The organism is Flavitalea plasmicola (genome assembly GCF_030546645.1).
Lineage (GTDB): Bacteria > Bacteroidota > Bacteroidia > Chitinophagales > Chitinophagaceae > Puia.
The window spans coordinates 195,561-217,647 of record NZ_JAUOTO010000008.1; the positions used below are offsets into that span (position 1 = coordinate 195,561).

The window sequence follows — 22,087 nt, forward strand, 5'->3', positions numbered from 1 at the left end:
TTATAATCTTATTATCTCCCTTGTCTCACTGACAGCAGCTGCATGCAGCCACGATTCGTCCGCCCACAACTTCTTTTGGATTTCCTGTGCAAGCTTGCGGACAGTAGGATGTTGAAATATATCCATCAGGGTGATATTCACGCCGTACTCTTTTTTGATCTTATTGACCAGGGAGGTCGCTTTCAGACTGTGACCACCCAGGTCAAAAAAGCTGTCATCGACGCCGATCTTTTCTTTTTGCAGGACCTTATGCCATATTTCCGTCAGCCCGATCTCCATGTCGGAGGACGGCGCTACGTACTCCCCACGGGCATCCAGCTTCACGCCCGGATGCGTTACCAGCGCCTTCCTATCGATCTTGCCGTTTTCCAGCAGCGGGATCTTATCCATCTGTACGAAATAGGACGGCAGCATGTAATCGGGTATCTTTTGTTGCAGGAACCCGCGAACCCCAGCCACGTTGAGCGCGTTTTTACAAACAATATAGGCCACCAGGCATTTTTCGCCGGCACTTTCCGGGCCCGAACGCCGGGCGTTGCTCTCCAGGAGAACAGCTGCTTCTTCAACGCCATCATAACCCAGCAGCATATTTTCCACATATCCGGTCTCGATGCGATAGCCCCTGACCTTCACCTGGTCGTCAGTCCTTCCGAGGACTTCCAGTGTTCCGTCCGGCAACCATCTGGCCAGGTCCCCGGTCCTGTACATAATATTCCCATTCTCAAATGGATTGGGGACGAACCGTTCTTCGGTAAGCGCCTGTTTGTTGATGTAACCTCTGCATACGCCGTCGCCGCTGGTATATATCTCTCCGGTCACGCCCACCGGGTTGAGGCGGCGATAAGGAGAAAGCACGTAAATGCGGGTATTCCGGACAGGCGTGCCTACCAGGACGTTGGACGAGGCATAAGGATTGGGTATCCGGTAAGACACCGTGACATCAGACGATTCCGTCTGTCCATAGGTGTTTATAATTTCCAGATGAGCATTCCCGGCATAACATTTATTGACGAAATACGGACTCAGTTTTTCACCTGTAAGTATGAGCGTCCTGAGCCAGGGGAGGTACAAATGTTCTTCGTGTACCAGGTATTCATTCAGCTGGGAAGGGATCAGTTCCAGGACTTTTGCTCCGGACGATCGGCTTAATTCGAACAGCCGGCCGATGTCTTTCATTTCCTTCTTATTGCATAACGTCACGGTGCCCCCCACAGTCAGCGGCGCCCACAATTGCCATATCCCACCTACGAAATGCAGCTCCGAATTATGGCATATCATGCATCCTTCTTGCAACTGCAGCAAGTCCAGCTTGCTGAACAGGTGATTGACGACGCCCTTGTGTTCCAGCATACAGCCTTTCGCCCCTCCTGTGGACCCGGACGTGTAGATAATATAGGCGAGGTCGTGCGAACTGCCCGCGGGCGCCATATCTGTCGTATCATAATGCTGTGCCTGTGACAGAAAACGCTGCAGTTCGTCTTCATCGATGATAGCAGTGCATTTGCAGTCATCGGTGATATATTCGATCCGGGCGGGCGGGTATTCATTGTCCACAGGCACGCAGGCACCCCCGGCTTTCAGGACTCCCAGCATTGAAATGACCATCCATTCATTCCTATCCAGGATGAGCCCTATCCTGTCATCGGATTTGACGGCATACGTCTCTTTCAGGTATGCGCACAGTCGGTTGGCCATCTCATTCAGCCAGCGATAGCTATAGGTCTTATTTTCAAACACAAGCGCCGTAAGCTCCGGCGTGCGGGCTGCCTGCTGTTCGAAAAGTGACACCAAAGTGGCCGCTCCCGGATAGGGTCTGGCCGTATCATTGAATTCCGTCAACACCTGCAGCTTCTCCGGGTCAGGGAGGTAGTCCAGCATACCCACCGGCTGGCGGGGCTCATCGATGAGGGCGGAAGACAGCTGTATAAGATGGCCTGCCAGCCTTTGGATCGAGGACTCGTCAAATATATCCGTATTGTATTCGATGGAGGTTTGCAATCCGTCCCCGGTCTCTACGAAATCGAAGGTCAGATCGAACTTGCTGCTGGCGTGGATAATGTCTTCGTAGGGAGTTATCTTCAATTCATGTATCTCTCCGAGCGCTGCGGAATCATCTGCCCGGTGGTTTTGAAGGATAACCATCACGTCGAACAGGTTGCTCCTGCTGACATCGCGCCGGATATCCAGGTCTCGTATCAGTTCGTCGAAAGGATAAGACTGGTGGGCAAAGGCCTCCAGGGTCATTTTCTTGACATGCTGCAAGAGCTCCAGGAAGCTGTCGTCGCCTGAGAATTTTGTTCGCAGCGCCAGGGTGTTGACGTAAAATCCGATCTGGTCTTCCAGGTCTACGTGATCTCTTCCGGCAACGGGACTGCCGATGACAATGTCTGTTTGGCCGGAGTACCGGTAGAGCAGGGTGTCGATCACGGCGATCAGCGTCATGAAAAGCGTTGCGCCCTGTTGAAGGGCGATAGCCTGTAATCCTGTCAATATTGCCGGCGGGATCGTTCTCCGTATGGTATTGCCGTTATAGGTCTTTACTGCGGGACGTGCTCTGTCGCCGGGCAGTTCCAGCACCGGCAATTCGCCTGCGAACTGTTGCAGCCAGTAGTTCCGGTGCGCCAGGGCATCAGCTCCCTGTAGCAATTGCTGCTGCCAGAAAGAATAATCTTTGTATTGGATAGGCAACGGGGCCGGCCTGATGCCCGTGCCCGATGTATAGTGTTTGTAGAACAACAACAGTTCACGGATAATGATCCCCGTGGACCAACCGTCACTAACGATATGGTGCAGGGTATAACTGAATACCCATTTATCGTCCAGGAGCTGCAGGAGGCAGGCTCGTAGCAGAGGTCCGGCTGCCAGGTCGAAAGGTGTTGCGAGCTCCTCCTGTATGAACTGGCGGGCGAGCTCTTCTTTGCCGTCACTGGTGCGGAGGTCCCTGTACCGGAGTTTGCCCCCCATTGCCGAAGGAAGGCAGATGAATTGTCCTGTTTCTCCCTGGCTGTCGGTGGTGAATACCGTACGCAGGATCTCATGCCTGTCGATAAGCTGTTGAAAAGCATATTCCAGGGCTTGTACGTCAAGCCTGCCTTCGAAAACATATACGCCGGGGATATGGTAGGACTGTTGCCCTTCTCCGAACTGATCCAGCAGCCACAGCTGACGCTGAGAGGCGGAAAGAGGGTAATATTCCATGGCAGGGGCCGGTCTGACAACGGCGAAAAGATCGCTTCCGCGGTGGTCCAGCAAACGAGCCAGCGCTTCTATCGTGGGATGAAGAAAGACTTCCCTGATCGGAAGCAACTGTCCCAGTTCACGATGCACCCGGTTAACCAGCGTACCTACGGATAAAGAATTAGCGCCCAGTTCGAAAAAATTATCCCTGATACCGATATCATCACGACGGAGAATAACCGCCCATATGGATGCCAGCTTCCGTTGAACGTCCGTGGTGGGGGCGATGTTGGCTGAAGCGTTAACGTCCTCCCTGGCCGGCGGCGAGGGCAATGCCGACCTGTCGATCTTACCGTTGCTGTTGAGAGGGATGGCGTCCATCCGGACATAGAGAGCAGGGATCATGTACGACGGAAGTATCGCCCTGAGGTAGGTATTAACCGCTTCCCTGTCCGGCTCCTCCTCCGTCACCAGATAGGCACAGAGCTGGTTATTGGCGGCGTTTTTGTATACGCTGACGATAGCGTCCTTTATGCCCGGGTATTTCAACAGGATGCTTTCTATTTCTCCCAGCTCCACTCTAAACCCGTTGATCTTTACCTGGAAGTCCTTCCTTCCCAGGAATTCCATATTTCCTTCGGGCAGCATCCTTCCCAGGTCGCCCGTTTTGTACATCCTTCCGCCGAGGCGGGTGTTGAATGGGTCTGCCTTGAAAGAGGCGGCCGTCTTTTCCCCGTCATTGGCATATCCCCGGGCTACCCCTACCCCACCTATATACAGCTCTCCGGTAACGCCTTTGGGCACAGGGCGGAGCCGGTCGTCCAGGATATAAAAATAGTTATTACGGATGGGGCGTCCGTACGGGATACTGCTCCACCTTGGTCCCACCTGCCCAATGGGATAATAGTTCGACCACACGGTGCCCTCTGTTGCTCCCCCCAGGCTTATCACCTGCGCCTGCGGGAAATATTTGCGTATGCGGTCGGGCAGTTGTACAGGTATCCAGTCTCCGCTGAGGAACACCAGGCGCAAGTCTGTCTGCCGGTGTTCTGTCGCTTCTTCTTCCATTTCACCGACCAGGAAGTTCATGGTGGTTGGTACGGAATCCCAGAAAGTGATCCGTTCCTCGGTCAGCATCTTTTTCAATCGCATCACATCCTGCACTTCTTCACGCCGCCCGATGACCACTGTGCCGCCTGCGGCCAGGACGCCGAATATATCATATACCGACAGGTCGAAGCATATCGATGTTATAAATAACAACCTGTCGTCATGCCCGACATTGAATGTTTCGTTGACCCACTCTATAAGGTTGACGGCGGAATGGTGTTCGATCATTACTCCTTTGGGACGTCCTGTGGACCCCGACGTATAGATCGTATAGGCCAGCTGCCTGCTGTCGATGTGGAGCCCTGGGTTGCCGCCGGTCAGTTCTTTATACCTATCCGCGGGCGACAGCCCTTTGCCGGTATGTACGACCCGGAGGGCGCTGTCCGAAGAAGCTGCCGCCTGTTGTATCAGCGGATATTCATCATCGGTAACAAGCGTAGTTACACCGGAATTGGACAGGATATATTCCTGGCGCTCTACGGGGTAGTCCGGATCAATGGGGACATAGGCGCCGCCGGCTTTCAGGATGCCGTACAAGCCGACGATCATGCCGAAGCTCCTTGAAGCGAGCAGCCCTACGGAATGGCCCGGTCGTACTCCCTGGTCTATCAGATGCCTGGCCAGCCGGTTGGCTTGCTCATTCAACGCTCCGTAGGTAAGCTCCCGGCCATCCTGGCGAAGCGCTATTCCACCGGCGAATACGGCCGCCTGTGCCTCCAATAGTCCGTGCAGTGTCTTATTGCTGCCATAAGGTGCCTCGGTGGCATTGAAAGCAACCAGCACCTCGGTGCGCTCCGGCGTTGTCAGGAGGTCCAGGGAGCCGATGGGTTGCCTTACGTCCCGGACGATCTGTTCCAGGATGCGCTCATACAGGCTGGCCGCATAATCCACCTCTTCTTCCCGGAAATAAGCAGGTGCATATTTTATCTTTATTGTAAACTTGTCCAGCGTTTTATCCACTTCTACATCGAAAAGTGTATTGGTCATCTCGTTGGCAACCTCCATATTCGATATTTCAGGGTCCGCAAAGGAGCCTTTTAGAGAAAGGTTTTCGTATGTATGAAAATCCGTAAAGTTCAGGATCGTATCGAATATGGGGTTAGACGAAGAGGTCGTATCACCTATGATGCGGGATATTTCGCTGAGGTGGACCTCATATGGTCTCATCCCCGCCAGGTAATCGTCGGCTTGCTTCAACAGGGAAAGGAGGTCCGTCAGTTCTCCTACATTCATCCGGATGGCAACTGTATTCAGGAAACATCCCATGATCTTCTCGCCGTCTTCCAGCTCGGGCCGGTCATGGGTCACGACTCCTGTGACGACGTCTTGTTCCGAGCAGATAATATGCATCAGGCAGACATGCGCAGCTACACACACCGATTTAATGGACAGGCCATGATCCAGGGCTACCTGCCTCACGTCAGCCAGGAGCGCATCCGGCAGCATGTGCGTGACCCGTCTCATTCCCGTCTCCCCGCAAATACGCAATCCTTTATAATTAAAAGGCAGCTTATTGCGTGTGTAGCCTTTCAATTTCCCTTTCCAGTAGGCTTCTACGTCCGCAGACCGGTCTCTGCCGAGCTGCACGGCGCAATAATCCTTATAACTGTGCGCCAGGGGCGGCAGCTCCTCTCCGGTGTAGTTCGCAAGGGCTGTTTTGAATACAGATACGCTCCAGCCATCCAGGAGGGCGTGGTGGAAGCTGTAGGTAATATGATATTCGTCCGTGTCCAGGCGGAAAAGGTTCACCCGCCATAAAAGGTCGCCGTCGAAGCTAAGGCGCCGATCGAGATCTTCCCGGATATAATCGTTGATCCTGGTGATCTTCTCTTCTTTTGAGAGGCCGGACAGGTCTTCATAGACCAACGGCACTGTTATTTCCTGTAAAACAATTTTCAAAGGTGTGTTGAACCTGCTCATGTAGTACACTGTCCGAAGAATAGGATGGCGTTGGACCAATTTATGGATTGCCGCAATAAACCGGTCTTTGTCTTCGATGTATATCCTATAGGAAAACTGATCGTAATACACAGGCTCTTCCGGGTTGAGCAGCGAGGAATAGATCATGCCTTGTTCTATCGGCACCATGGGATAGATATCTTCATATTGTTCAGGTAGCTGATGGAGCTCCCGGTCTTTTTCTTCCATCTGCTGCCGGATCGCATGGATCTTCTGCAGGCCGGACTGGTGATAATCCGCGATCAGCTTCTTAGTGCCGGTGAGGTCATCGGTGCCGGATTCCTGCAAAGCGGACAGGAAAGCAGCCACTTTTTCCAGTGTCCTGAGCTCATAGAGCTTGTCCAACGGTAATTCGAGTCCCAGCAATTTATTCACCTTCACAACGAACGTGATGGCCCTGATAGAATCTCCACCCAGGGAGAAGAAGTTATCGTCCAACCCTATGCGTGACCGGCCCAACAGTGTTCTCCATTCTTCCGACAATCGTATCTCCAGGTCGCTGAGCGGAGGCCGGTAAGCGGGTTCCTGTCCTGCCAACGGCAGCTCTGCCAGTTTCCGGCGGTCGGTCTTCCCGTGTGCTGTCAATGGCAGGGCCGATACGCGTATATATGTTTCCGGTACCATGTAGCCCGGCAGTCTCCTCGCCAGCAGGCTTTGAATATTTTCCTGATCCCACGCATCGGATGTCACCACATAGGCCACCAGCTTCCGGCTGCCGCTGCGGTCCGGCGCAGCCACTATGGCTGCCTCGTGTATGCCTTCCACTCCGAGCAATGCCTCTTCTATTTCGCCGGGCTCGATGCGGTAGCCCCGGATCTTTACCTGGTCGTCCAGGCGCCCCATGTATTTTACACGGCCGTTTGGCAGCCATTTACCTCTATCGCCTGTCCGATATAACCGGCCTTCCCCGAAGGAGTGCTGTACGAACCGCAACGCCGTTTGTTCCTCTTTTTTCCAATAACCAAGGCCTACGCCCATTCCTCCGATGCATATCTCTCCCGGCACACCGATGGGGCACAAGCTATTCCCTTCATCCAGTATATATATCTGCGTTCCGAAAATGGGCTTGCCGATCAATACCTCCTCGCCCTCTTCCAGTTCCTGCACCATGCAACCGACCGTCGTTTCGGTAGGGCCGTATTCGTTGTATATCCGCATGCTGCCGTTGATACCGCGAAGGATGCCCACTAACTCCGGGGTCACTTCTTCTCCTCCCAGGATCACACAATGTATTTTCTCCGAACGCAGCTCCATGGCTTTCAGGAGGCGTACATGCGAAGGGGTCAGCTTTACAGAACAGACTTTCCCCTGGCCTTCAAACATATCCCGCAGCACTTGCGGCAGGTCTGCGTGATGATCATAGATGGTGAGGACGGCTCCCCGTGTCAGGGAGCAGAACAGACTTGTTACCGTCAGGTCGAAGGACAGTGAAGTAAAGAGACCGAAGTGCGATTCTTCCGCGGTATGGAAGTAATAATTATTCGCCCACTGTACATAGGCTGACAAGTTTCCCTGGGTGATGGCACAGCCTTTTGGACGGCCGGTGGACCCGGAGGTATACAGAACGTAGGCCAGTGCGTCGGGTGAAGTGGATGCAGGCATGGGGGCCGGCTCTTCCTCCTGTTGCAACAGGTCCACGGCAAGGATCGTCCCATCATACCATGACAATTCCAGCAGCATGTCGGCCTGTGCAAGCAGCACTTTTATTCCCGTATCCTCCACCATGTATCTTTTCCGCTCTTCGGGATATTCCAGATCGATGGGGACATAGGCGCCGCCCGCCTTTAGTATCCCCCAAATAGCGACCACCATATCGATAGACCGCCGCATCAGGATGCCGGTCAACCCGACCGGCGCTGGCGCCAGGTGACGTCGCAAGGCCGCTGCCAATTGTTCTGACCGCCCGTCCAGCTGAGCATACGTGAGACGGTCTTCTCCGCAGATCACGGCAGTGGCGTCCGGCGATCGCCGGACCTGGTCCGCGAACAAGGATATTACAGGTCGGTAACCGTCATAGTTGGCCGTGGTCAGGTTGAAATCTATCTGCAGCCGGCGCTGCTGTTCCCTGTCGAGGTACGGCAGCCGGCTGATGGGCAGTCGGGGCGCAAGGAGTACAGCGTCCATCAATCCTGAAAAATGTGTATGAAGGCGTTCGATCGTCTCTTTTGCATACAGGTCGCTGTTGTATTCAAGTCCCAGGGTCAGGCCATCGCCAGCATCGGTGAACATGAATGTCAGATCAAACTTGCTTACCGTCTGACCTACCATATCATATGGCTTCACGGCTGCCTCTCCCATATAACGGATCTTCGACAGGCTGCTGTTGTCATGAAAGTCGATGAATACATCGAAGAGAGGGTGACGGCTTGTGTCACGAGGCAGCTGGATGTCGTTCAGTATCTGGTCAAAGGGATAATCCTGGTGACTATGCGCTTCCCGCATTGTCTGTCTTACCAGTTCCAGTATTTTCAAAAACCCATCCTCTCCCTGAAGCCTTGTTCGCAAAGGCAGCGTATTCAGGTATAGCCCGATCTGGCTCTCCAGCTCTGGACGGTTCCTGCCCGCCACCGGACTTCCGATGATGATATCTTTTTGACTGCTGTACCTGTATAAGAGGATATTGACGATGGCCAGGAGTCCCGTGAAAGGGGTTGACCCATGGCCTGCGACAAGGGCGGTAAACTGTTCCCAACTGCGCTTTTCAATCGTCCGGTGAAGGATACCGCCATTATGGGTCCTGACTGAAGGACGCTGCTTATCGACAGGAAGTTCCATCACCGGGAGCTCACCGTCCAGCTGCTGGCGCCAATAAGCCCGCTGGGCTTTATACCTATCCAGGCTTATCTGCGTCTCCTGCCAAACAGCAAAGTCCTTATATTGTATTTGCAGCGGAGGGAGATCAAGGGCTTTGCCGTTCATGCCGGCATCATACAGTGACAACAGCTCGTTGACAAGGATACCCATGGACCATCCGTCGCAGATAATGTGCGGCATCACGCAATAGAGGGCCCATTTATTTTCCGACAGGCGGATCAGGCCCGCCCGGAGCAACGGACCATGATGCAAATCGAAGGGTTTGTTATAATCTTCCCGCAACGCACGGACCAGCATGGCGTCCTGGTCCGGTTTGTTTTGGAGATCACGTTGCGTGATATGCCAGTCCATTTTTTCCAGGGTAAGGACCTGTTGACGGATATCTCCTTTGTCGTCCGGTCGGAAGACGGTCCTGAGACTTTCATGGCGATCCATCAGCCGATGGAAGCAATCTTGCAGGAGCTGGGGATCCATCCGACCTTCCAATAAATAAGCCTGGGGCATATTATAGGCAGCGCTGCCCAGTTCAGACCGGCTTGCCAGCCATAATCTCCGCTGGGCGGCAGACAAAGGATAATCCTTCCGGTCCGGCGCAGGAAGTATGACGTCCTGGGGGCCTTCTCCCGGATTGCCCGGGCGGGTATTGGCCAGGTAGTGGATCAGCTCATCCTTGCGCTGCCTGATCTCGGAGATCAGTCCTGCATCGACGTTTCCCTGTTCCGCGAACACTTTCAGGTTTCCGTCCACTACCTCCAGCAGGATATTGTTATCCCGTATATCTTCTAATAGCTTTTTCATATATCGATCTGGACTAAGTTTTCCTTATTTGAGCGTTGTTGATCCTGGTGAAGCGCAAAAGTGATCTGCCCGGCGATGCGTTCGATCGTCGGTTCGCTGAACATGCCCGACAGACTTATCCTGACGGAGAATGCTGTATGTATCTTCGAAATAAGCTGGGCCAGCTTCAGGCTATGGCCGCCCATCTCGAAAAAATTATCGGTAATGCCTATTTCCTCTTTTCCCAGCAATTCCTGGCAGACCGCTACCAGCCATTTTTCCATTTCATTACGGGGAGGCATGCAGGGTGTTTTTCGTCGTCTTCCCGGGAGATGCGGGTCGGGCAGACTTTTCCGGTCCAGTTTGCCATTAGGTGTCAGTGGGATGGTATCCAGCTGCACAAAACAGGCGGGGATCATGTATGCCGGAAGCAGTTGATGCAGCCATGCGGTCAACTCGGCAGCCTGCAGCCCCGGCCTGCCGGTGAAATACGCCACCAGTTCTTTTTCCCCGGAGGGACTACTGTGGGCGATCACAGCGGCCATTACCACGGATTCGTGCAATTGCAGCGCATTGACGATCTCTCCGGCCTCTATTCTATAGCCCCGGATCTTCAGCTGATCATCCTGCCTGCCCAGGAATTCGATATTGCCGTCTTCGAGCCAGCGGGCGAGATCGCCCGTATGGTACATCCTTTGTCCGGCAACGAAGGGGTCGGCCACAAATCGCTGTGCCGTCAGGGTTTCTTTATGGAGGTAGCCCCTGGCGAGCTGGATGCCTGCGATATAAAGGTGTCCTGGAACGCCCTGTGGGACCAGGCGTCTGTTATCGTCCAGGATATATATGCGGGTATTGGCGATGGGCCGGCCGATGGTGGTACGGTTATCCGCCAGCAAAGGCATGTCTGTCAGCGTGGCGCAAACAGTGGACTCCGTAGGACCATATGCATTGACGAGGCGAATGCCATGGCGGAGGAGCTCTTTAGCTGCGTCCACATGCAGGGGTTCGCCGGCGGAAACGATAAGACGCAACCGCTTGGCCGCCTCCTTCATATTGCTGTAATAAGAAGGGGGAAGCACCGCTACGGACAGATGGTGTCGTTCGATCATTTCCGACAACAGGTGGGAGGACAACAGCGTTTCCTGTTGAGGGAGCAGCAGGTACCCGCCGCTAAGCAGGGTATTGAATATCTCATAGCATGCTGCATCAAAACTGAAGGATGCGAACTGCAGTGTCCCCATCCCTTCCTGCAGTCCCAGGGCCGCGGCCTGGCTCAGGCTGAGGTTGACGACGCCTCTATGTTCGATCATGACGCCTTTGGGCTGTCCTGTAGAGCCGGATGTATAGATTACATAAGCGAGGTCCGATGGGCTATTGATGACAGGCAGCGGTCCTTCATCATAAGTATCCTGGTGCCGGAAGAAGGCAGTGAACCATGCTTCGTCAAGCACGATCCTGCAACGGCTGTCGGCCAGCATGTAGGCTATCCGGTCAGGAGGGTATGCTTTATCCAGCGGCAGGAAAGCTGCGCCGGACTTCAGGACACCTAAGATCGCGATGATCATATTTTCATCCCGGGGAAGGCTGATGGCGACCAGCTCATCGGGGCGTATGTTATATTTACGGAGCAAGCACCAGGCCAGCCGGTCTGACCTTTCATGGAGGTCCAGGTAAGTGAGTATCGTCTCTCCGCAGATCACTGCTTTATTTAGGGGTGCGGCAGTGGTCTGCCTGAGGAACAAATCGACGATGGTCAGGTTGGCTGGATAGGGCGCGGGAGCTGGATTGAAGGCCAGCAGCCTGTCTATTTCCGCGGCGCCCAGGTATTCGCATGCAGCGACGGGTGATAGAGGGTCCCGGACCAGGGAGGTCAGCAGTTGTATAAAGTGGCCGGACATACGATGGATCGTCTCTGCGTTGAAGACGTCGGTATTATATTCCAGCTCGAATAGACAACGGTCATCCATTTCCCCGAAAAGGAAGGTGCAATCGAATTTACTGACCTCCGGTACGACGTCCCTGTTTTCTTCGATATGAAGGCCTTGCAAGCTCCGGCCAGCCACCTGTTCGTTGCCGTCATGGCGATAGACCACCATCACATCGAAAAGTGGATTTCTGCTGGCGTCGCGGTGCAGGTCCAGATGATTTACCAGCTCATCAAAGGGATACGCCTGGTGTTCGTAAGCCTCCATGACCACCCTGGCCGTAGCTGCCAGCAAGTCTTTGAAGTTGCGATCGCCGGCGGGCCGCAAGCGGAGCGCCAGGGTATTCACATACAATCCGATCTGGTCTTCCAGGCCGGGAATATCCCTGCCTGCCACAGGAATTCCTATGATCATGTCTGGTTGTCCTCCATACCTGTGCAGGAGGGCGCTGACAGCGGCCAGCAATACAATAAACGGGCTGGATCCCTTTTCAAGTCCCAGTGAGCGGACGGCGTTAGTGAGCGCCGCCGGCAGCGTTTGAGTAACTTTTGCACCTTTATAGCTCTTTATGGCCGGACGTAATCTGTCGGCCGGCAGCTCTGTAACAGGAAGTTCATCCTGGAACAGACTTGTCCAGTAAAGGCGATGGTCTGCCATGGCAGGTCCGGCCATCCTTTCCTGTTGGAAGGAAGCATAATCTTTATATTGGAACGGCAAGCGGGGCAATGGTGAAGGACTGGCCTGCCTGTAGGTCTTGTAAAAAAAGAACAGCTCCCGGATGACGATATTCATCGACCAGCCATCGCAGATAATATGGTGGAGGACGCAGGCGAGGATCCACTCATCGTCCCCCATATGATAAAGGGTAGCCCGCACCAGAGGTCCGGAGGTCATGTCGAAGCGTTCCGTAAATGCTTCCCGGATCCGCAAGCGAGCTGTTTCCCGGCGCTGTTCGTCCTGACGGAGATCGATGGTTGTTATGGTAAATCCCGAAGTTTCAGGCGGCAGGATCATTTGCTCCGGTTCGCCGGAAGAATTTTGCCGGAATACGGTCCTTAAAATTTCGTGTCTTTCCAGCAAGGATCGGAAGGCGTGGTCCATTGCGTCAATATCCAGGCTGCCTTTGATGGTATAAGCTGCCGGTAGGTTGTAGGCGGCGCCACCGTCTTCTAGCTGGTGCAGTATCCAAAGCCTGCGTTGAGCTGCGGACAATGGGTAGGCATGGCGGGAAGGAAGTGGTATGACCTGAAGGAAGGGAACCGTGGCGGCCTGTTGTATAAGGAGGGCCTGCTGTTCCAGCGAAGTATGAACGAATAATTCCTTCATGGCCAGCCGAACCTGAAATCCCTGGTATATACGGTTAGCCAGCCGGATGACCTTCAGGCTATGTCCGCCGCGTGCGAAGAAATCATCCGTGATGCTGATGGGTCCGGTATTCAGCAGTTCCTCCCATATAGCTGCCAGCTTATTTTCCGTCTCATTGCGAGGAGCGGTAAAGCCCGTAGCGGGAGATAGGGAGAACAGTTGCGGATCCGGCAACCTGCTCTTGTCAATCTTTCCATTGGGTGTCAACGGGAGTTCTGCCAACTGTATGAAGTGACGGGGCACCATATACGATGGAAGGACACTGGCCAACTGAATGCGAACTGCCTCTGGGGTGATCGGGGTCGTGGCGACAAGATAAGCGACCAGTTGCTTTTCTCCCGGCTCATTGCCTTTCGCCGTCACTACTGCATCGGAGATCCCCGGTATGCTCCGAAGGGCGTTGTTTACTTCGCCCAGCTCGATGCGGTGCCCCCTCAGCTTAATCTGGTCATCCGTCCTGCCGGATAGGTCGATAATGCCTTCCGGCAGCCATCGTCCAAGGTCGCCTGTGCGGTATAATCTTTCGTCTTGTTTAAAGGGATGAGATACGAAGCGGTCCGCCGTCAATGCCGGCTGGCCTATGTACCCCCGTGCCAACCCTGCCCCGGCTATGTAAAGTTCGCCAATGACGCCGAAGGGCTGCAGGCGAAGGTTCCGGTCCAATATATATATATCCGTATTATCGATGGGTGCGCCGATGGGAACAGGGACTTTGTCATTTCGAAGGCGGTATGAAGTGCTATAAGTTGTGTCTTCGGTAGGTCCGTAAAGATTCCTTATCTGCATGCGGTCTGTATCGAAGTCTTCAATACATTTGGCGGTGATGGGTTCGCCGGCCATGTTTAGTACCTGGATGTTGTGAAAATCGACCTGTTCCCTTCGCAAGGCTGCTATCACGGATGGGACGGTGTTGAGCAGGATGCCACCGGCGCCGGTGATATATTGAGGAATAGACAGTGCGTCCGGGAGGATCCGTAATTTCTTGCCACTGCAAAGGGTATAGAAAATTTCAAAGATGGAAAGGTCGAAGCATAGGGAAGTTACACCCAGCACCGTGTCAATAGACGCCTGGTCGAACTCTTTCCTGCACCAGGTGATAAATGCGAGCAGGCTCCGATGTTCGATCATCACGCCTTTCGGATATCCTGTGGAGCCTGACGTATAGATAACATAGGCCAGGCTGGAAGGCGCCGGATGTGGAAGAGAGGCTGTAGGGCGTATAGCCGGATTGGCGTCATATTCTTTAAAAGTATCCAGCACATTCTCGTCCAGCACCAACTTGCAACCGCTGTCAGAACGGATATATGCGATGCGCATCCCGGGATAAGCCGGGTCAATGGGCACGTATGCGGCGCCGGACTTCAAGACGGCCAGCACGGCGATGATCATCCATTCATCTCTGTGCAACTGTATGCCTACCCGGTCTTCCGGCTGTAATGTATAATGATCGATAAGCCAGGCGCCCAGCTTGTCGGAGACATCATGCAACTGCCTGTAAGTAAGGGTCCTGTCGCCCGCCATGATGGCCGTACATGCCGGAGTGCGGTGTAATTGTTCTGCCAGCATATCCACAATGGTGGCGCCGGGTGGGATACTGGTGGACATGCCGCTGGATACTTCAAGCAGTCTTCGTTTTTCCGTCGCCGGGATATATTCATGTTCTCCGATAGGCGTACCGGGAGACGCCACCAGCAGCCGCAGCAGTTGCCGGTAATGTTCTGTCAATCGTATGATCGTAGCTCTCTCGTAGAGGTCGCTGTTATATCGAATGCCCATCTGCAGGCCATCCGGGCGTTCCCAAAACTCTATGTACAGATCGAACATGACGGAGCAGGGTCCCATGTCCGTAATACCCGTGGGGTCTGCAGGCATGGAGTCATGAGGATTCAGGCGCGCAGACTGGTTCTGTAACACGACCATGACATCGAATATGGCCGATCGGCTCAGGTCTCTGGACACTTCAAGATCACCCACCAGCCTGTCGAATGGATACAACTGGTTGGAGTAGGCAGCGAGCAGTACATGGCGAACTTTCTCCAGTATTCCGGAAAGATTATCTGTATGTTGAGGCTTCACCCGCAGTGCCAGGGTATTGACATAAAAACCGATCTGATCTTCGAGATCGATGTGTTCCCTGCCAAGAACGGGCGTTCCGATGATAATATCTTCGGCGCCGCTGTAGCGGAGAAACAGGCTGTATATGCCCGCCAGCAGCCCCATGAACAAAGTCGATTGCCGGGAAAGGCAACAATCCCGCAGCTGTTCTGTCAATTCACGGTCTAGCCAGACCGAGAGTTCATGCCCGTTGTGCGTAAGCAAGGGAGGCCTTGTCCTGTCAGCCGGCAAGGAAAGTACCGGCAGTTCGCCCGACAGCTGATCCATCCAGTAGGTTCGTTGGGCGGCGAATCCAGTGCCCGAAAGTCTTCGCTGCTGCCAGCGGACGAAATCTTTGTATTGAATGCGCAGCGGCGGTCTTTCAGGGATGTCTTTGCCTGCCGCCAATATCGCGTATTCCCTGATGATATCGCTGCCCAGTATTTCCATCGACCAGCCGTCACTTATGATATGGTGCATGCAATAATAAAAGATGTGCTTCCCCCCGGAGGTATACAGCACGCCGGCCCGGAAGAGCGGTCCGTTTGCAAGATCAAATGCTTTTTCCGAAGCCGCCCGGATGTATGTTCCGGCGTCTGCAGGGGCTATGCTGTCGCTGTAATTAAGCGTAAAAGAATAGTCCTTCATGTCCATGACGACCTGCCGGAGCTCACCATCGGGATCCTCGCGGAAAACCGTGCGTAATATCTCATGCCGCTCTATCTGTATTTGAAGTACCTGTTCAAGCAGGACTGGCTCCAGCGTCCCCCCCCATTCCCAACTGCCCGATAAATGATAGCCGCGGCCTTCATCTTCCAACTGGCTAAGTATCCATAACCTTCTTTGTCCGTCAGACACAGGATAGTCTGCTGCAATGGGACCTGCGGCGACAGGTTCGTAGTTATCTTTGGATCTGCCCGCAATCAATGCAGCCTGGGTACGGATGGTAAAGTTGGCAAACAATTCGTGCAGGGTCAACTTCACTTCGAAGTGCCGGTAGCAGCGATTCTGCAGTTGCATGACCGACAGGCTATGGCCGCCCAGTTGAAAGAAGGAGTCTTCTACTCCAAACTCACCTGAAGGGAAGATCTCCATCCAAATATCGAAAAGCTGTTGTTCGACAGGTGTGAGGGGCAGGACCCTGTTGGCCCTGGCAGGAAAATGCTGCGGGCCGACGGCAGGCAGTTCCTGCCTGTTGATCTTTCCGCTGACGAGTAGGGGGAATTCCTGTAGTGGGATGATCAGATCCGGCACCATGAATGACGGCAGTTGCCGGGCAATGGTTTCTCTGACTGTCGACGCCCAATCTTCCGGCAGGGACCGGTAAGTATCTCCCACCTGGGTGTAGGCCACCAGTAAAGGTGCCTGGTTGTATTCCCGGATACAGACAAGGCAATCACCCGCGCCGGTAGCCGATAGGATTGCTTTTTCCACCTCCCCCGCCTCTACCCGGTAGCCGCGGTAATTAAGCTGATCATCGACACGACCTGTAAAAAGGAAGTTACCATCCGACCGCAGAATGCCTGTGTCTCCCGTCCGGTACAATCTCTTGCCTTCCCAAAGGATATGCGGGATAAACTGTTCATTTGTCAGCGTGTCGTTATTCACATACCCCTGGGCAAGTCCTTCGCCTCCCAGGTATATTTCTCCCGTCACTCCGAATGGCTGGGGCTGTCGCTGCCTGTCGAGAACATATACTTCCCTGTTGGTGATAGGCCGGCCGATAGGCACGACGGGGACAGGTTGTTCCAGGGGATAATAGGTTGCACAAACGGTGGCTTCCGTAGGGCCATAAGTATTAAATATTTTTATACCCTGATGAAGGAGCAAATCGACCTGTTCCGTTTTAAGCACGTCTCCCCCGCTTATCAAAACGCGCAAAGAGGGAGGCATCGTCTCTGCATTTAGTTGTCTTAATACAAGGGGGGTAGTGCTCAACACTGTCACTGACTCCTGGCGGATGGTCTGCAGCAGTTGAAGGATGTCCCTGCGATCTTCGATGATATGCAATCGTCCCCCTATGCCCAATACCGGGAATATTTCCTCCACGGAGGTGTCGAAGGAAATGGAGGCCTGTTGCAAGACCACCTCTTTTTCTGTCAGGTGAAAGTAGTCCTGGAAAGTGCATACATAGTCCACCAGTGAACGTGAGGAGATAGAGACTCCTTTGGGTCTTCCGGTCGTGCCGGAAGTGTACAGGATATAGGCGGTGGAGGGAATGCCCGGATCATGCGGGTCAGCATGCATATTGCCGGCCGGCGAACCCAGCAGGTCTTCTATGTAGCGTACATCGGTCCCGGGAAAATGCAACGGTCTGTCCATAGATAAAGAGGTCAATAGAATGGAGCAGGCTGCGTCCTCCAGTATAAAGCCGATCCGTTCGGAGGGACCATCCGGGTCCAGCGGGATATAGGTGAACCCGCCTATCATACTGCCCAGCATACCAAGGATCATTTTTTCCGATCTGGGCAGCAGGAGGGCGACTCTGGCATTACGCCCGGAGACCGCTGCCTGCAAGGCCCGTGAAAGCTGTAAGGCAAGGGTGTCCATTTGCAGGTACGTAAAAGACCCTGATTGGCACGAGACGGCGATGCGTTCGGGGTAGGAAAGGCAGGAACGCATCCACATAGCCGGGAAAGAAGGCCATATGTTTTCCCTTGCAGGACCTTGCGAGGATCTCAGGACCGCGATGCGGTCCTCCTCTGCGAGCAGGGACATCATGTTCACCGGATTGTCCTCGTTCAGGGCCAGCGATGCGATGAGGTGATCCAGGCTATGCATGAAGGAGCCGATACTGTCCTTATTGAAATACGCTGTATTATATACCAGGCGTACGTCGAAGCCATGGTCATGGTAATCCCGCATGTATATGGCCAGCTTGTCGGTCTCGTAGTGGTTGGACAGGGCCGTTGCACCGGCTTTCAATCCGCCGAAATCCGAGGTAAAAGAGAAGTCTTCGTACGACAGGCGCAGATCATAAAGTAAATTGTCGGGAGGCACCTGCAGGTCCTTTACCAGATTGCCATAGGGGTAACGCTGGTGGCGGAGGGCAGCGGACAATTTTTCCCTTACCGACCTTGCCAGATCCCGGAACGTATCCGTCTCCCCTATTGAGAACCTCAGCGCCAGGAGGTTCATGAATACTCCTGCAGTGGAGCGGTAGCGTTTCTTCGTCCTGTTCAGCACGGGAATGCCCACAACTATGGACTGCCGGCCCTGTGTCCTGCTGAAATAGATCAATACAAGGGCAAGCAATATATTGAAGACTGAGACCTTATGCCTTTGCGCTATCTCCTCCAATGCAACTTTGGACTCCCTGGATAAATAAAGGGTATCGCTTTGCGCCGGCCCCTTTTCAGCGCCCGGTATCTTATCGGGCAGCAGGACAGGAGGGATATCCCTGAACTCCGTCAGCCAGAATTCCCTGTCAGCGGCAGCTTCCTGGGATGCGTAATATTCGTTATCGTCCGATGCATACTCGCTATAATTGTATATCACGGGCTCGTAGTCTGTCTTTCGGGACAATGCGTTGTATACTTCCGCCGCCTGGTTCAGCAGGAGCTTAAAGGACATGCCGTCACTGATAAGGTGATGGATCTTGGCATACCAGAGATACCTGGAAGGTCCGACCTTAAAAAGCCGGAAGGTGTACAAGTAATTATCTTCCATCCGGAATGCAAGGCCAAAATCCTGCTGCATCCATTCGATGGCGTTTGCTTCGGCATCCGCTTCTGCAGCAAGATCGACGAGCTCGATGTCATAATCTTCCCGGTCTGTGTGGACGCAGCTTTGCAATTCGAAATCCACTTCCCGGAAGGTGGTCAGATAGACCTCCTGCGAACGGATGATCTGCCGGATAGTCTCCCGGAACAGCCTTACGGACAGGTCCCCTTCCAGGCAGGCGTATCCGCCAATATTGTACTTGGCAGATCCTCCCGATATTGCCTGATCTGTCCAGATCAGCCGTTGGGACATGGATGGCTTATAGGGCGTCATAATTCTTTTTTTCCTTAAAAGTGCGTATCAGGAAACAGGTGGTTTCACCGATATCCGGGTGAGATAGAAAAAGGTAGTGCTGCAAAGGAAAGCCGTGAGGACATTCACGGCAATAGCCAGCAGGGGCCAAAGGACCGGGGATGTGCCGGAATGATAGGCAATTTGCCGAAGCCCTTCATTGCCGCTCCAAAAAAAAGTCCAAAAGGCTGCACCGATGACTAATTCCAAAGCCATGATGTTCAGCAGCGGATGGCGTGCTTCCCTGATCCAGGTGCAGGATACGATCCCCAGCAAGCACCAGGCGGCTATCAGCCATGTATTGCTTAAGAAAAAATGCAACAGGAAGAATAGTATCAATAACGCGATGTACTTAATGTATATCATACGGCCGGCTATTATTTATGCTCGAATAATATATTTTCTCTTATGTATTTCAGCTCACGGGGATTGGCGGTAAATTGGGTTGGGTGAGGGGAATTCTTTTTCCAGTCCGCCAGCTGTTGATAGTATTGACGATCATTGATCCGTCCGGTTTGCCCGATTGCATTGATCATCCAGGAGCTTATCGTATCATTTTTTATCTGTATCAGGGTCCTGATCACCGGGTGGGCCCCGTAATTGACATTGATCGTGTTGTCGCTGCCTCCCAGATCATTGACATCTATGTCAAGTCCCGGCAGGAGGGTCATTTGGGGGATATGAAAGTCGAAGGGTTTGAATCCTTTCTCGCCTTTGTACCTGGCATAGAGCGAATCAGTCATCTTTACGATGTGTTTAAAACATCGGCTGCTGCTGATGGTAACAGAGTCGTAAGAAAGAGTCATGTCTCCTGCCAGGAAATGCATGAGCTGATCATAACCGGGCGAGGACCGGACACCGAGGGACCTGGCTAATTCTTCGCCCTCTATTTTAGCAGACCTTCTGAAGACCTTATAAAATATTGCTTCCTGGTTACCGGGGTCCAACACTCCGTCCCAGTTTCTCATTTTTTCCCATTCGGGGGAAAGCATCGTATCGGGGAAATATAACTTCAAAAGGGCGGCGATATCCGCGGCAGACAGGTCTTTTGTATCGGATTGCATTTTGAGAAATTTCTCTCTGCCAACCTTTTTATCTTCAGAAAGCAACCCGGCTATCCTGCGTGGCCGGTAAAGGTCGTCGAACCAGCGGGAGGAGTAATAATATTTACCATTTTCCGGTTGCTGGTTGGCGGAGAACAGATAGCCTGTCCCGGGATGAAAGGAGTGCGGAAGGGAATCGAAAGGAATGTACCTATCGATGGGAGAGCGCGTTCCGTCGAGAACACCGCCGGCGTAGCCCTCCGGTTTTACTGGCATTTTACCGGCGCAGATCATCCCTATATTACCATGGACATCCGCATAGGCAAAATTCTGTGAAGGGTAGTCATAGTATCTGAGGGCGCTACCGAATTCTTCCCAGCATGAAGCCTGCATCAATCGCCAGAAGGAAGCGACAGCGTTGCAGCTATAAAGAGGATGCCAGCGAAGGCTGAAAGTAAAGGTATCCTTTTCGACCACCTGGCCGAAAACGGTGTAGCGGACTGTAAGTTTCTGGGACGGCCTGTCTTTCACGGCGATGACAAAATCTTTTTTAGTCATGGCTTTCCATTGTCCGTCGAGCCAATAATTGTCATGGCTTTTGGGGTCCACTTTCAACAGATACTGTTCCGTGACGTCCCAGCCGCCGTTGGTGATACCCCAGGCAATCTTATCGTTATGGCCTGTCAGGATAAAAGGCACACCGGGAATGCTAAACCCATAGGCATGCAACCGGGCGCAGGACAGGTGCAGTTCATAGAAGATATCGGGGGATGTAAGGAACAGGTGGAGGTCATTGCAAAGCAACAACTCACCGGAAGCCGTGTGACTGCTGTCCACGACCCAGTTATTACTCCCCAGGCTCCTGTTGAATTCCCTGGGTATATAGTTATTTTTCTCCCCTGGTTTAAAAAGGGTTATTTGCGGGCCGCCGCTTGCCTCCGGCGCCGGGGAGCCCGTGTATGCCAGGTTATGCCCGGCACTGTGCCCGGAAGGTATGATAGTAGGCTGATCGGCAGGCTGAGTGGGATATAACATCTGTCGTATCGCATCCGGTAGCTTGTCCAGGATCTCCTGCCTGTTAAAATAATCGTCGTACAGTGCCAGTTCGGAGCTCATATATGACTGAACGAGGAAGATATAATATGGCTTCCATGGCCCGGGAGAGTAATTCCAGATCTTATACATCGGGTCCCTTTCCCTCGCTGATTCGGCATTGATGCAGGCATTGACCCCATCGCTATAAGCCACCAGGTAATGGTAAAGGTCCGGCGCTTTATCATGTATGCTATCCAGGTATTCCTGCGCCCTATTTTCCAACTCGAACCTGATCCAGTACCTGTCCGAACCTATCCCGGCTTCACCCAGGATCGTGGACAGACGGCCCATCACCGTATTAGCGATCAGTTCCATCTGAAAGTAGCGGTCACGTGCATGCATGAATCCGGTGGCATATGCCAGCCCCTGAAGGTCTCCTGCGAAGATATGAGGGATGCCCAAAGTATCGACGAATACTTCCGCATCCTTTCCCTGTCCTTTAATAACCTTATGGCCGGCAGATCGGGGCGCATTAAGGCTAAGCATGCCGTCATGATAATTGGCAATACCTTGAATTGAATTCAGGCCGCTGTAATGTACAGAGGTCAGGTAGACCCATGCAGCAGTCATCAGCGTCAGCAGGATTACGCGAAAGTATTTCAATTGTAAACTCTTTTAAGCGAGGGAAATGAAATTATACGGGTGGCTCCGGAAAAGCATGGCTATCGCCAAGGCAAGTAACATCCTCTATTTATCAGGTGTCGAATCTTCGAT

4 protein-coding genes are annotated in these 22,087 nt (G+C 53.3%); all 4 read right to left on the reverse strand.

The annotated features are described in order from the left end of the window. Genes Q4E93_RS28670 through Q4E93_RS28685 form a run of 4 tightly spaced genes read right to left on the reverse strand, consistent with a single transcriptional unit; the run spans nucleotide 1 to nucleotide 21,976 of the window. The gene (locus Q4E93_RS28670; RefSeq protein ID WP_303591255.1) at nucleotides 1-9,858 is read right to left on the reverse strand and encodes a non-ribosomal peptide synthetase; all 9,858 of its coding nucleotides are present in this window, start codon (nucleotides 9,856-9,858) and stop codon (nucleotides 1-3) included. Beyond that, nucleotides 9,855-19,217 (reverse strand): non-ribosomal peptide synthetase, encoded by a 9,363-nt coding sequence (locus Q4E93_RS28675; protein WP_303591257.1) that lies wholly within the window; start codon nucleotides 19,215-19,217, stop codon nucleotides 9,855-9,857. Before Q4E93_RS28675 ends, Q4E93_RS28670 begins: the two co-directional genes overlap by 4 nt. A gap of 27 nt (nucleotides 19,218-19,244) precedes the next feature. Then, nucleotides 19,245-19,601 carry a hypothetical protein gene (locus tag Q4E93_RS28680; protein ID WP_303591259.1) on the reverse strand — a complete coding sequence of 119 codons (357 nt, stop codon included), beginning with the start codon at nucleotides 19,599-19,601 and terminating at the stop codon, nucleotides 19,245-19,247. Nucleotides 19,602-19,612: 11 nt separating this feature from the next. Next, the gene (locus Q4E93_RS28685; protein ID WP_303591261.1) at nucleotides 19,613-21,976 is read right to left on the reverse strand and encodes a penicillin acylase family protein; all 2,364 of its coding nucleotides are present in this window, start codon (nucleotides 21,974-21,976) and stop codon (nucleotides 19,613-19,615) included. Between the last annotated feature and the right edge of the window lie 111 nt (nucleotides 21,977-22,087).

What these genes read in the sequence shown, in the direction of transcription:
- Q4E93_RS28680 (WP_303591259.1), bottom strand. Translation starts at nt 19,601, where the DNA reads ATGATATACATTAAGTACATCGCGTTATTGATACTATTCTTCCTGTTG.
- Q4E93_RS28670 (WP_303591255.1), bottom strand. Translation starts at nt 9,858, where the DNA reads ATGAAAAAGCTATTAGAAGATATACGGGATAACAATATCCTGCTGGAG.
- Q4E93_RS28675 (WP_303591257.1), bottom strand. Translation starts at nt 19,217, where the DNA reads ATGACGCCCTATAAGCCATCCATGTCCCAACGGCTGATCTGGACAGAT.